Raw genomic sequence first — 12720 nt, forward strand, 5'->3', positions numbered from 1 at the left:
ATGGCCACTTCGAACCTTCCTTCCACCGTCGGCGTCCTCGGCGGCGGCCGCATGGGCGCAGGAATAGCCCATGCCTTCCTCATCAAGGGGGCCAACGTCCTGGTCGTGGAGCGCGATGAAGCCTCCGCCGAAGCCGCCCGTGAGCGGGTGGAATCCGCCGCTGCGAAGAGCATCGAACGCGGTGCCACCGACGGCAACCTGGACGAGATCGTCTCGCGGCTCGCTGTCACGGTGGACTACGACGACTTCGCCGACCGGCAACTAGTGGTCGAGGCCGTGCCCGAAGACTGGGACCTGAAGGTTACCTCGCTCCGCGGCATCGAGGAGCGGCTGGCGGACCATGCCTTCCTGGCCTCCAACACCTCATCGCTCTCGGTCAACGGGCTGGCCCGTGAACTCAAGCGGCCGCAGAATTTCCTCGGACTGCACTTCTTCAACCCCGTCCCCGCCTCCACGCTCATCGAGGTGGTGCTCGGCGAACAGACGTCGCCGGACCTGGCCGCGGCCGCGAAAACGTGGGTCGAGGCACTCGGCAAGACCGCCGTCGTCGTCAATGATGCCCCCGGCTTTGCCTCGTCACGACTTGGCGTGGCTATCGCGCTGGAAGCGATGCGCATGGTGGAGGAGGGCGTGGCCTCCGCGGAGGACATCGACGCCGCCATGGTGCTTGGCTACAAACACCCCACCGGCCCGCTCAAGACCACCGATATCGTGGGGCTCGACGTGCGGCTGGGGATCGCCGAGTACCTGCACTCCACGCTGGGGGAGCGTTTCGCGCCGCCGCAGATCCTCCGGGACAAGGTGGCAAGGGGCGAGCTGGGCCGCAAATCGGGCAAGGGCTTTTTCGACTGGCCCAGCTAAGGCTGCTCTAGCACCGCGTGGGCCTAGGCTGGTGCAGTGAGCTTTCTTGAACCCATCACCCTGACCGGCCGGCACGTCATCCTGGAACCCTTGCGCCCGGCACACCACGACGGCCTGGTGGAGGCGGCACGCGATGGCCAGTTGTGGAAGCTTTGGTACACGTCCGTGCCGACGCCGGAGGAGATGGCCGCTGAGATCCGCCGACGCCTGGGCCTTCAGGAGCAGGGGTCCATGCTGCCGTTCACCACGCGACTGATCGATCCGGCCACCGGCGGACCGGGGCGGATCATTGGCATGACCACCTACATGAATATCGATCCCGGCACACCCCGGGTGGAGATCGGCTCCACGTGGAACGCGGCGTCAGTGCAGGGCACGGGCACCAACGCTGACTCCAAGCTCCTGCTCCTGAGCCATGCTTTCGACGTGCTCGGCTGCCCCGCGGTCGAGTTCCGGACACACTGGCTCAACCACCAGTCCCGGGAGGCGATTGCCCGCCTGGGCGCCAAGCAGGACGGCGTGCTGCGCAACCACTCACGCACCAAGGACGGCGTGCTCCGGGACACCGTGGTGTTCTCGATCCTGGAGCACGAGTGGCCCATGGTCCGGAACGGGCTGGAGCACAGGCTCGCCAAGCGCCGGTAGGGGCGCTCGGCGGGCCGGCTGGCTCTAGTTCAGGACAAATGCGTCCTGGCTGACCAGGGAGGCAAAGTAGCCGTGCCGGTAGCCTTCCGCGGTTGGATGGAAATTCGCCGGATCCCGCAGGTTATCAGGGTTGAAGTTGATCCATGGGTCGGCCGAGCCGACTCCATGTCCAATGAAGGCTCCCGTGACGTCGACGTACTGGACATCGCCGAACTGGGCATTGGTGAAATGAGCGACGCCGGCAATCACGGCGTTGAGTGCACCAGCCAAGGAATTCACTTCGGCGGCTAAGGGGTGACTTGGATCCAAGGGTAAAGGGTATCCCGTAAGGACAATCTTCGCCTCAGGTGCGATCGTATGGATCGTAGTCACCAAGGCCGCCAGCTCCATTGCAAAGCTTCCGTCCGTCAGCATGGTCTCCACACGCGTACGCTCGGCGATGCATTCTTCGGATGTCGGCGCTGGAAGGCATGCGAACAGGAGGCTGGTGGAGTTCAAATCGTTCGCTCCTACGGTGAGCGTGACAATTTCCGCTTCCCGCAGAGCAGCGACGGGAAGATTGGCCAACACCTGGTCCATGGTCCATCCAGAGCACGCGGCGTTGGATGTCAGCTGCACGTCCCGGAGTTTGTCCGCGATGGCCGGATATCCCTTTTGGCTCACGAAACAGTTGAGGTCTCTGTATGGGAGTGCGCCGTGGCCGGACGCATAAGAGTCCCCAAGCGCAACATAGTCCAGCTGCGGTGGCGGTGCCGCGTCCGCCGGAACGGCCGTGAAGCCCAGTGCCATGGCCAGGGTGGCGAGGCCTGCTGCAAAAGCCGGGCGCCGCCGTCGTCCTGTTGGAAGTGTCATTGGTTTCCCCTTAGCTGATCGAATGCACGGGTGAGGTATGTGACACGGTACGCCTGGACGCGGCGGCGGTCACTGGCCCGGAGTACCCTATTTTGCTGGCCCGGCTACCTATTAGGGGACGTGCGGCGTTCGCCGGCGTGTGGTTAGCTGTCCGGATGAAGAAACCTGGCGGACCCCTGGACTGGGACGGGGCTGTGAACGCCTGGCACGTGGCCGGCGCCGTCTACCGGATGGGCCGCCGCGAATGGCTTACAGCGGCCGGCTGGCGTACCGCTTACGACGACGGCGTCCGCACTGTGGTGGACCTCCGTAACTCCCATGAGGCCCGGCGCCGGGACACAGACCCAGCTGTAACGGAAACGGCATGGTCCGGCATACGGATGGTGTCCGCCCCCACCGAAGACCCGGACGATCCGCGGTTCACTGCAGTCTGTGGACCGTACCTGCACGATCCTGCCCACTATGTCCACAATGTCCGGCTGTTCCCGGCGAAATTGGTGGAAGTCTTTCGCGTCATTGCCGAAGCCTCGCCCGCCGGCGGGGTGGTGGTCCACTGTGCAGCGGGCCGGGACCGCAGCGGCATGGTGGCTGCAATGCTGCAGGACCTGGCCGGCGACACGGACGAGCAGATCGCCGCCAGCTACGCCCGGGCTGCCCGCGCCATCAATGAGCGCTACCGCACGCACGGGCCGCCGCACGACCGCGAACGCTACGTTGGGGAAACCGAATTGGCGCCGCTGCTGGAAGAGCGGGGCCACATCGTGGTGGCTTTTGTCCGGGACCTGGCCACAGAGGACTTCCTGCTGCGGCACGGTCTCACCGACGCTGAGCTGACCGCTGTGCGGTCCGTGCTCGGCGCCACGGTGGCTCGATGAAATCTGGACCAAGCCAGGGGGCTGGGATGAAGCGGATTCTTACGCTTGGTGCGGCGGCAGGGCTGTTGCTGGGTTCTGTGATGCTGGCAGACCCTGCTTCGGCAGAATCCACGGAACCGCCCGCGATCGGCGAGGGACTCCAAACCGCAACGCCTTCCACGCCGGCTGTGAGCGGCGCTGGCCTGGCGGACGCCGTGTCCCGCGATTTGGGCCTCACGCCTGGGGAGTTCAACGCCGCGGGTGAGCTCGGCAGGCAGGCCGCAGCAGCCGCTGAGGCCCTCCGCGGAACACCCGGCTACACCGGGACCCGGCTGCACAACGGCCGCATCCTGGTCAGTGGCTCCGGACCTGAACTGGAGGCCCGGGTTTCGGAGCTCACTGCCACCATTCCCGCACTGACCCTTGAGGAACCCGCCCCGGAGAACGCTGTTAGTGCCCCCGGGACCGAGTTGGCGGTCAGTGCGCATCAGCTTTTCCAGGCCTACGTCCGGGAGGTGGGCCCTCAGGGGCTCCAGGCCGTGGCCTACTCCGACGGTCGGTTTGTCATCCGTACAGGCGGAACCAACGCACCCGAATCGACTCCCGAAGGTCCTTCGGCTCCAGCTCCGGATGCCCCGACCGCGGCGCCCGGGAAAGTGTCGGCCGAGGACTTTGTGGCCCGGTTTGCCAATGTGGAGCTCGACGCCGGCACGGACCTTGCGCCGGAAGCGGACGTAGTGGGCGGCCAAGGCTACATCGCCGACACCTGGGAAGTCTGCTCCACCGGGTTCTCGGCGTTCGATCCCGCCGGCCTGCCGTCGGTCCTCACTGCGGGGCACTGTTCGAACGACGATGCCGCGCAGCAGGCCAGCCTGGAGTTTCCGGCCTGGACGCCGGCCGGACCGCTAGGGACGTTCGGGTTCAGCCAGTTCGGCGGCCCCGGCAACACGGGCATCGTCGGCAACGAGGACAACCCTGGCAATGTGGGGACTGACGTGGCCGTGATCGGCTCCATAGCCCCCGGACTCGAACCGCAGCCTGCCGCGAGCACCTGGAACAACCCCTCCCAGACGGGCCCCGACGTCAAGGTCGTCGGCGTCGCCGCGCCCGTGGAGGGGCAGCCGGTCTGCCGCTCAGGACGGACCTCCGCGTGGTCCTGCGGGATCATCGATGAGGTGGGCATCTACGTGGTCCAAGGGCGTTCGGGTAACCTAGCGGACCTGAGGGCGTTCAGCGGGTTCCTGTCCTTCGCGGTCCAGTCCAGTGGTGGCGACTCCGGCGGCCCCTGGCTCAGCGGCAATTACGCCGTGGGCATCCACGCCGCCGGCGAGGGCGCCGGCGCGCCGGTGAACTTCGCGGTGGCCGCCACGCTGCAGGACGCCCTGGCGGTCCTGCCCGGCTACCAGTTGGAACTCTTCCTCAACAAGCCGGCGGTGACGTCACCCGCGCCCGGCAGTACCTACGAACCAGGACAAACCATCACCGGGAACGTGCCTGCCGCCCCTGCGTCGGCCGTGGCCGCAGGGTCCTCTGTCATGATCACCGTTGCCGGGCACAAGCCCGTCGAGGTGCCTCTGGATAATGAGGGGAACTGGCAATTCACGGCCCCCGAAGCCGTGCCCGGTGCGGTTCCCGCAGCGCTCAGCTTTACGGCCGAGACTGTCAATGGGTTCAGCGCTTCCGGGCCCGGTGCCTTCGAATTTGCGCCGCCGAGAGGGGCAACGCGGGACGATTCCGCCGAGGACGTAGCGGCACCCGTCGTCGAACCCCCGGCCGCCAGCCCGCCGGACAGAAACCAATCGGTCACCAACCTCGCGGACACCGGAGCCGACGGCGTGCTGACCGCAACCGGCGCGGCGTTGGCGGCGATCGCCGTCGGCGGTGTCCTGGTGCTGCTGGCCCGGCGCCGGAACTGGCATCCCAACTAGGTAGCAGCAGATGCTGTTTTGAGCCCTCATAACGACATCTGCTGCTACCTAGTTGGGAGGGGGGCTAGTTCTTCCGGTCCATCAGCAGGTTGGTGATGCGCATGGTGCAGAGCCGCTGGCCGGAGCCGTTGGTGATCAGCACTTCGTGCGTGGTGAGCGTACCGCCCAGATGGATGGGCGTGGCCGTGATGGTGATCTGGCCCTCGCGGGCGGAGCGGTGATGGGTGGCGGAGACGTCCACACCTACGGCCGTCTTACCCAGGGTGCTGGCGTGGATGACCGCCGCCCAGGATCCCACGGCCTCGCCCACGGCCAGGGACGCGCCGCCGTGGAGCAGGCCGAAGGACTGCCTGTTGCCTTCCACCGGCATTGTGGCCACCACGCGCTGGACGGATTCCTCCACGATCTTGACGCCCATCTTCTCGTCGAGTTCGCCCAGGGTGATTTTCCAAAGGGTGGCGTCGGTGACCTCAGGGGCCGGGTCGGTGCTGTCCTGGGATGGGGCGGTCATGGCTCTCCTTTGTGGCAATGCTGGAAGTTCTAGTGTGCAGCACGGAACATTCATGTACTGTAGGTATATTACCGAACGTACGGTCAGTAATGATCTGGCCGTTATTGTTTGTCCCCGTGTTGGAAGGACCCGTCAACGATGACCACCACCGCAACAGCTGAAGCCACAGTCGACACTGTAGAGACCGTCCCCAGTTTTGTGCAGGACTCCTGGTGGACTCCCGACGCCGGTTCCACGGCATCCGCCGTTCCCGTCCGGGACGCGAGCACCGGCGAAGTCCTGGCCAAGGTGAGCACGGACGGCCTGGACCTTGCCGCCGTCGTTGATTATGGCCGTACCACCGGCCAGGCGGAACTGGGCAAACTCACCTTCCACCAGCGCGCGCTCAAGCTCAAGGAACTGGCGCAGTACCTGAACGCCCGCCGCGAACACTTCTACATGTTCTCCGCCCAGACAGGCGCCACGAAGATCGACTCGATGATCGATATCGACGGCGGCATCGGCGTGCTGTTTACCTTCGGGTCCAAGGGCCGGCGCGAGTTGCCGAACTCCCAGGTGGTGGTGGACGGTCCCATGGAGGTGCTGTCCAAGGACGGTTCGTTTGTGGGCGAGCACATCTACACACGCATTCCCGGCGTGGCCGTGCAGATCAACGCGTTCAACTTCCCCGTCTGGGGAATGCTGGAGAAACTCGCCCCCGCCTTCATCGCCGGCGTCCCCACCATCGTCAAGCCCGCCACACCAACCGGGTACGTGGCCGCGGCCGTGGTGAAGGCGATCATCGAATCCAACATCCTGCCCAAGGGCTCGCTGCAGCTGATTTCCGGCTCAGTCCGTGGCCTGATGGATGTGCTGGATTACCGCGACCTCGTGGCCTTCACCGGCTCAGCGTCCACGGCGCTCTCGCTGAAATCGCACCCCAACGTGGTCCAGGGCGGGGTCCGCTTCACGTCCGAGACGGACTCACTCAACGCAGCCATCCTCGGCCCCGACGCCGTGGAAGGCACGCCGGAGTTCGACGCCTTCATCAAGTCCGTAGTCACCGAAATGACCGTCAAGGCCGGGCAGAAGTGCACCTCGATCCGCCGGACCATCGTCCCGCAGGAGCTGGTGCCCGCTGTCACCGCCGCAATCGGCAAACGCATCTCCGAACGTGTCGTTCTTGGGGACCCGCGGGCAGACGGCGTCACCATGGGCGCCCTGGCCTCGGTTGAACAGCTCGCCGATGTCCGGGCCGCGGTGCAGTCCATGCTCGACGCCGGCGGCGAGCTGGCGTACGGAACGCTCGATTCGCCGTCGGTCACGTCCGCGGACGGGACCACCGGCGTGGTGGACGGCGGTGCGTTTATGTCGCCAATCCTGCTGAGCTGGGACAACCCCGAAGCGGAGGCAATCCACTCGCTGGAGGCCTTTGGCCCGGTATCCTCCGTGATTGGGTACAAGGATCTGGCCGACGCCGTCCGCCTCGCCGCCCGCGGCGGCGGCTCCCTGGTGGCTTCGGTCTGCACCAACGATCCGTCCGTGGCGCAGGAACTTGTGATGGGGATCGCGGCCCACCACGGCCGTGTCCTGATGCTCAACCGTGAGGACGCCCGCAGCTCCACCGGCCACGGATCCCCGGTCCCGCACCTGGTCCACGGCGGTCCCGGCCGGGCCGGGGGTGGCGAGGAACTGGGCGGCATCCGCTCGGTGATGCACCACATGCAGCGCACCGCCATCCAGGGTTCGCCCAACATGCTCACCGCCGTAACAGGCGTCTGGCACGCCGGCGCTGACCGGAACTTCACCCTTGAGACCGAGGGGGCGCACCCGTTCCGGAAGTCCCTGGAAACGCTGCACATTGGCGACGCCGTCCGCTCCGACCTGCGCCAGGTCACCCTTGAGGACATCACAGCGTTCGCCAACTCCACCGGCGACACCTTCTACGCGCACACCAACCAGGAAGCCGCGGAAGCCAATCCGTTCTTCCCTGGCATCGTGGCGCACGGCTACCTGCTGCTGGCCTGGGGTGCGGGACTGTTCGTGGAACCCGCTCCGGGCCCGGTCCTGGCCAACTACGGGCTGGAGAACCTGCGCTTCATCACCCCTGTTGCCGCCGGAGATTCCATCCGGGTGACCCTCACCGCCAAGAAAATCACCCCGCGTGAGACCGACGAGTACGGCGAGGTTGCCTGGGACGCCGTCCTGACCAACCAGGACGACGACATCGTGGCCACCTACGACGTCCTCACCCTCGTGGAAAAGTAACCCACCCCCGGACGCTCTCTCACTTATTGCAGGTTTTCCCCCAACCCTCTCTCACATGCGAGAGAGGGTTGGGGGTTTACCGACCGGATGTGCGAGAGGGTTTCGGCTCTTTCCGAGCCATCAAGGCGTAAAATTTCCTCCGTAGGAGGTGGCCAAATGAACCTAGCCCTGAGCACAGCCACAACCATCCTGCCAGTCGATGATGCAGCGCGGGCCCACAGTTTCTACACCGAAAAACTGGGACTACCGCACCACGGAATGACAGACGATGGAAGCGAATTACTCGGTACCGACGGCGGCCCGATGCTGCAGTTGATGCCTGTCTCGGACGGAAAGCACTCCGAGCACACCGCCCTCAGCTTCGAGGTGCGCGACATTGAGCGGATCGTCCAGGACATGGAGGCCAAGGGCGTCCGGTTCCAGGATTACGACCTTCCGAACCTGAAGACAGAGAACCACATCTGCACCACGGATTCCGAAAAGTGCGCGTGGTTCATGGACACCGAACACAACATCCTCTGCGTCCACGAGACCTTGGGCACGCAGATGGAGTACCAGCTCTGACCCGTAGGCGGCAACTGCCAGCCGCTTGCCAGACCGCAGGAGGGGCGTCCCAGCGAACGGGGGCTCCCCTTCTGCCTCGTTAAAACACGCCTTGGACGGGCTTTAAGGGGCCACCGGCCGTTCGGTGAGTTCCACCTTGATGTCCAGGCTCTCGTCGCCCCGCTTGACTTTGAATCCCACCGTATCGCCCGGGTTGCGGTTCCTGAGCTCGGCCAGCAGCTTCTCCGGCGCGGCAAGGTCCACGCCTTCCATCGACTCCAGCACATCGCCTGGCCGGATCCCCGCAGTGCCGGCCGGGCCGTCGTCGTCAACGGACAAAACCACGACGCCGGTGCTCGCGTCGATGCCCAGCTGCTCGGCGATCTGCCGGGTCAGTTCGCCCGGGGTGAGCCCCACGTAGGCGTGCTCCGCCGAGCCATCCGCCAGCAACTCCTCGGCCACCTCGACGGCGGTGGCCGCCGGAATGGCGAAGCCCAGCGCCACAGCACCGGACGACGGAGGAATGTAGGCCTCGCTGATGCCCACCACCTCGCCGCGCATGTTAATCAGGGCACCGCCGGAATTGCCGGGGCTGATGGGCGCATCAGTCTGGATCAGGTCCACCAACGACAGGCTGTTCTGTGCGGAGCCGGGGATGGAGCGGTGAAGGCCGGAGATGATCCCTGCGGTGGCCGTGTTTTCGAAGCCAAGCGGCGAACCCAGCACCACGGCCCCTTCACCCACCTTGGGCAGCGAGGTCTGGTAGGTGGGCTTCGGCAGGCCGGTCCGGTCCGCCTGGACGAGCGCAAGGTCAGTCACGGGGTCGGTTGCCTTGACGGTGCCGGAAACGCGCTGGCCATCCGCGAAGGCCACCTCCACCTCGGTTTGGCCGCGGATGACGTGCTCATTGGTGAGGATCAGGCCGTCCTCGGAGTAGACCACCCCGCTGCCCAGGCCGCCGTCGGTGAAGATCGTGACGACGGAGGGGGACAGGTTTTCCACAATCTCGGTAATGCCGCCCGCTACGTCGGGAGCTGCCGGGGCCTCGGCGTTGGGGGTGCTGGTACCGCCAGGGGTTGCGGCGGCAGAAGTGGCCCCGGCTGTGGATTCGCTGGGACCCGGCGGAACGGGTGAGCCTGTGCATGCGGCAACTGCCAGGATGACGGCCGTCAGGATGCACCAGGGCGCTGTCCGGAAACCGGCTGAAGGGCGTGTTGGACTCGCTGACGGCTTCATGGGCAACCTCCCCGGGGACGCTGGCTCTTACCTCCTACGGTAGCCGTGCACAGGACTGGCAGGCCAGTAGTGTCTGCCCCTTCAGTGCGCCCGGGAGGGAGCGTGAGAACCCCCTCCGCCCGCGCCTGTCGGCGGCGTGGACCACGGCGTCACCGGCCGTTCCTGGAGGACGCCGTCCACCGTGATGTCCACCCTCTCGTTATAGAAACTCACCAGCCCGTGGATCTGGCCGGCGTCGCGGAAGGTCCGGTTGTACGCCCACGCGAGGTTCTGCCCATTCTCGGCCGGCGGGTAGGACCAGTAGCTGGCGGTCCCCTTGTAGGGGCACACTGTCCGTTTGGTGCTGGCTTCCATCAGGTCCAGCCGGACGTCGGCCGGAGGAAGGTAATAGCGCACCGGGAGCATCGTCTCGTACAACAGTTGGGCGCCGTTGGTGGCGGCCAGCGTAACGCCGTCGGCTTTGACCTCCACCGTGAGTGAGGACGCCCGGATATCCACCCGGTGGAAGGGGTCGCGGGGATGGCCGATGATCTCCTCATCGTCTTCCAGCCAGTCGAAGGCCTTGAAGTCCAGCACCACATAGCCGGCGAGGTCCGGATCAGCCGGCCGGAAAGCCGCCCGGGGGAGCCTCGCGGCGGAGGTGACGACGTCGAGCTCCTCGCCTGGTGCGGTATGCCTGCCGAAACCGGTGCGCGGATCCAGCGAGGGCGGCGCGTCCAGCATGATCTTCACGCCGAATTCGGGGACGTCGCCGGCCTGATGCTCTGGCGCCGCAAGCTCGGCGCGAAGGTCCGCGACGGGGACCGCAAAGACGGGGGTGATGCGTTGGGGTTCCCAGACCAGGAGGGCGTGGAACGTGTCGACGACGGCGTTCCCGCCTGTCAGGGCCCGGACCCGTTTGGCGGTGGGCTGGTAGCGGAGCTTACCGAACGTGCCGAAGAGCACTTCGGACAGTTTGATGGCCATAACTCATGCTAGGGCTGCGCGTGGAGCCCGTCGAACGCGATGGTGATGACGTCGTCGGCCAGCTTTTCGGGGGAGAGCGAGCCGCCCGGTTTGTACCATTCGACGATCGAGTTGATGGTGCCAAACAGAAGCCGGGTCACCGTGCGCGGGTCGATGTCCTGGCGCAGCGAGCCCTCATCGCGGGCGGCGGAGATGAGCGCGGCCACCTTGTGGTCGAAGGCGCGCCGCCGCTCCAGGGCGTCCCGTTCGATCTCCGTGTTGCCCCGGAGGCGCAGCAGCAGCGTGACAAACGGCAGCCGTTCCACCAGTACGGCCACCGTCTGGCGGAGCACAAATTCAAGCCGCGCGTCGGCGGCGCCGGACTTCGCCTCGGGCCGCTCCAGGATGGCCTCCAGCCCGCCCAGGGCGTGGTCCAGGGCGAGCTTGAGGAGATCGCCTTTGGACGGCACGTGGTGGTAGATCGCTGATTTGGAGATGCCCAGGTTCTCGGCGAGGATGCCCATGGACGTGGCGTCATAGCCGTGCCGGTTGAAAACGTCGACGGCGATGAGCAGGACCGACTGCTGGTCGTAGCCGGGACGGCCGCGTTTGGCGGGGGCTTCGGGGCTGGATACTTCGCTGGTGCTGGGCATAGTGGCTAGTTTCTCATGAACGGTCGGTCAGTCTCGTGAGGTGGGGGCGGCGCGGCCAGGAGCTGCGCCGCCCATCTGGGCCCTAGCCCTTCGGCCGCAGGTCGTAGATCCGGCGCAGCTTGCCGTTGGAACGCTCCAGCGATCCCGGCTCCACCACGTCCACGGCGCACGAAGAACCCACGTGGATCTTGATCTGCTCCTTCAAGGCGCGTGCCGCCGTCGCACTTTGTTCGAGTGTCACGGCGTCACGGCGCTCGATCCGGACCGTCAGCTGGTCCATCCGCTGGCCCTCTGGCCGGGTGAGTTCGAGCTGGAAGTGCGGGCTGAGTTCCGGGATCCGCAGCGCGATTTCCTCAATCTGGGACGGAAACAGGTTCACGCCGCGGAGGATGATCATGTCGTCGCTGCGGCCAGTGATGCGGCCCATCCTGCGGTGCGCGGGGCGGGCGGTGCCGGGCAGAAGCCGGGTGAGGTCCTTAGTGCGGTACCGGATGATCGGCAGTGCTTCCTTGGTCAGCGAGGTGAACACGAGTTCGCCATGTTCACCGTCGCCCAGCACGTTTTCCTTGCCCACCGCGGGGTTGAAGGCGTCGATGATTTCGGGGCGGAAGTGGTCCTCCCAGATGTGGCTGCCGTCCTGCGTCTCCACGGCCTCGCCGGCGACGCCCGGGCCCATCACTTCGGACAACCCGTAGATGTCGCAGGCCTTGATGTTCATGGTGACTTCGAGCTCGTGCCGCATCTCTTCTGTCCACGGCTCAGCGCCGAGGACTGCGTACTTGAGCGACGTGGAGGCGGGGTCGATGCCCATGTGTGCCATGGCGTCGGCGATGGTCAGCAGGTACGTGGGCGTGGCCAGGATGGCATCGGGCTGGAAATCCTGGATGAGCTGGATCTGGCGTTCGGTCTGGCCGCCGGACATGGGAATCACCGTGCAGCCGAGCGCTTCGGCGCCGGCGTGGGCGCCCAGGCCGCCGGTGAACAGGCCATAGCCGTACGCGTTGTGGACCTTCATGCCGGGGCGGACGCCGGAGGCGCGCAGCGAGCGGGCCACGAGTTTGGCCCAGTCGGCCAGGTCCTGCTTGGTGTAGCCGACGACGGTGGGCCGGCCGGTGGTGCCGGAGCTGGCGTGCACGCGGGCCACTTCAGTCTGCGGCACCGCGAACATGCCGAAGGGGTACTCGGCACGCAGGTCTTCCTTGGTGGTGAAGGGGAAGTTGCCGAGGTCGGCCAGCTCGCGCAGGTCAGTGGGGTGGATGCCCGCGTCGTCGAACTTGCGCTTGTACAGCGGTACGCGGTCGTAGGCGTAGGCCACGGTGTGCTTCAGGCGGCTGAGCTGGAGCGCCTCGAGTTCGTCGCGGGAGATGGTTTCCTCGCGGTCCAGGACGGCGTCGGTGGCTGTGGTTGCCTGTGGCATGGGGGTTTCCGGGGCGTGGAGGGTCATG

General features: G+C 66.2%; 12 protein-coding genes. 6 read left to right on the top strand and 6 right to left on the bottom strand.

The window, feature by feature from the left end; translation table 11 throughout:
- Both V9L17_RS12320 and V9L17_RS12325 read left to right on the top strand, forming a co-directional pair.
- Positions 1–861, top strand: coding sequence for a 3-hydroxyacyl-CoA dehydrogenase family protein (locus V9L17_RS12320; RefSeq protein WP_337351630.1), 861 nt, complete (start codon positions 1–3; stop codon positions 859–861).
- Between the two features lie 36 nt (positions 862–897).
- The gene (locus V9L17_RS12325) at positions 898–1506 is read left to right on the top strand and encodes a GNAT family N-acetyltransferase (RefSeq protein ID WP_337351631.1); all 609 of its coding nucleotides are present in this window, start codon (positions 898–900) and stop codon (positions 1504–1506) included.
- A 24-nt stretch (positions 1507–1530) separates the two neighbouring features.
- Here the strand turns inward: V9L17_RS12325 and V9L17_RS12330 are convergent, their stop codons facing one another.
- The gene (locus V9L17_RS12330; RefSeq protein ID WP_337351632.1) at positions 1531–2358 is read right to left on the bottom strand and encodes an SGNH/GDSL hydrolase family protein; all 828 of its coding nucleotides are present in this window, start codon (positions 2356–2358) and stop codon (positions 1531–1533) included.
- A 155-nt stretch (positions 2359–2513) separates the two neighbouring features.
- On the opposite strand from V9L17_RS12330, the gene V9L17_RS12335 reads away from it, so the two are divergent.
- Together V9L17_RS12335 and V9L17_RS12340 are read left to right on the top strand one after the other, a co-directional pair.
- Positions 2514–3233 carry a tyrosine-protein phosphatase gene (locus tag V9L17_RS12335; RefSeq protein ID WP_337351633.1) on the top strand — a complete coding sequence of 240 codons (720 nt, stop codon included), beginning with the start codon at positions 2514–2516 and terminating at the stop codon, positions 3231–3233.
- A gap of 26 nt (positions 3234–3259) precedes the next feature.
- Positions 3260–5140 (top strand): S1 family peptidase, encoded by a 1881-nt coding sequence (locus V9L17_RS12340; protein WP_337351634.1) that lies wholly within the window; start codon positions 3260–3262, stop codon positions 5138–5140.
- A gap of 64 nt (positions 5141–5204) precedes the next feature.
- Here V9L17_RS12340 and V9L17_RS12345 read toward each other — a convergent pair whose 3' ends face one another.
- Positions 5205–5651 (bottom strand): PaaI family thioesterase, encoded by a 447-nt coding sequence (locus tag V9L17_RS12345; protein WP_337346101.1) that lies wholly within the window; start codon positions 5649–5651, stop codon positions 5205–5207.
- A 138-nt stretch (positions 5652–5789) separates the two neighbouring features.
- Here V9L17_RS12345 and paaZ point away from each other — a divergent pair, with 138 nt between their 5' ends.
- Both paaZ and V9L17_RS12355 read left to right on the top strand, forming a co-directional pair.
- Positions 5790–7898, top strand: a complete 2109-nt coding sequence (paaZ, locus tag V9L17_RS12350) for a phenylacetic acid degradation bifunctional protein PaaZ (RefSeq protein WP_337351635.1) — start codon at positions 5790–5792, stop codon at positions 7896–7898.
- A 156-nt stretch (positions 7899–8054) separates the two neighbouring features.
- Positions 8055–8462, top strand: a complete 408-nt coding sequence (locus V9L17_RS12355; RefSeq protein WP_337346103.1) for a VOC family protein — start codon at positions 8055–8057, stop codon at positions 8460–8462.
- A 102-nt stretch (positions 8463–8564) separates the two neighbouring features.
- Here V9L17_RS12355 and V9L17_RS12360 read toward each other — a convergent pair whose 3' ends face one another.
- The 4 genes from V9L17_RS12360 to paaK form a co-directional block, all read right to left on the bottom strand.
- Positions 8565–9677, bottom strand: coding sequence for a S1C family serine protease (locus tag V9L17_RS12360; protein WP_337351636.1), 1113 nt, complete (start codon positions 9675–9677; stop codon positions 8565–8567).
- 81 nt (positions 9678–9758) lie between these two features.
- Complete coding sequence (locus tag V9L17_RS12365; protein WP_337351637.1) at positions 9759–10643, bottom strand: DUF427 domain-containing protein; 885 nt, start codon at positions 10641–10643, stop codon at positions 9759–9761.
- A gap of 8 nt (positions 10644–10651) precedes the next feature.
- Entirely contained in the window at positions 10652–11275 is a 624-nt protein-coding gene (locus tag V9L17_RS12370) for a TetR/AcrR family transcriptional regulator (RefSeq protein WP_337346106.1), read from the bottom strand.
- An 82-nt stretch (positions 11276–11357) separates the two neighbouring features.
- The gene (paaK, locus tag V9L17_RS12375; RefSeq protein ID WP_337351638.1) at positions 11358–12719 is read right to left on the bottom strand and encodes a phenylacetate--CoA ligase PaaK; all 1362 of its coding nucleotides are present in this window, start codon (positions 12717–12719) and stop codon (positions 11358–11360) included.
- Position 12720 lies beyond the last annotated feature (1 nt).

Origin of the sequence: Pseudarthrobacter sp. CCNWLW207 (assembly GCF_037203945.1) — a bacterium.
Lineage (GTDB): Bacteria > Actinomycetota > Actinomycetes > Actinomycetales > Micrococcaceae > Arthrobacter.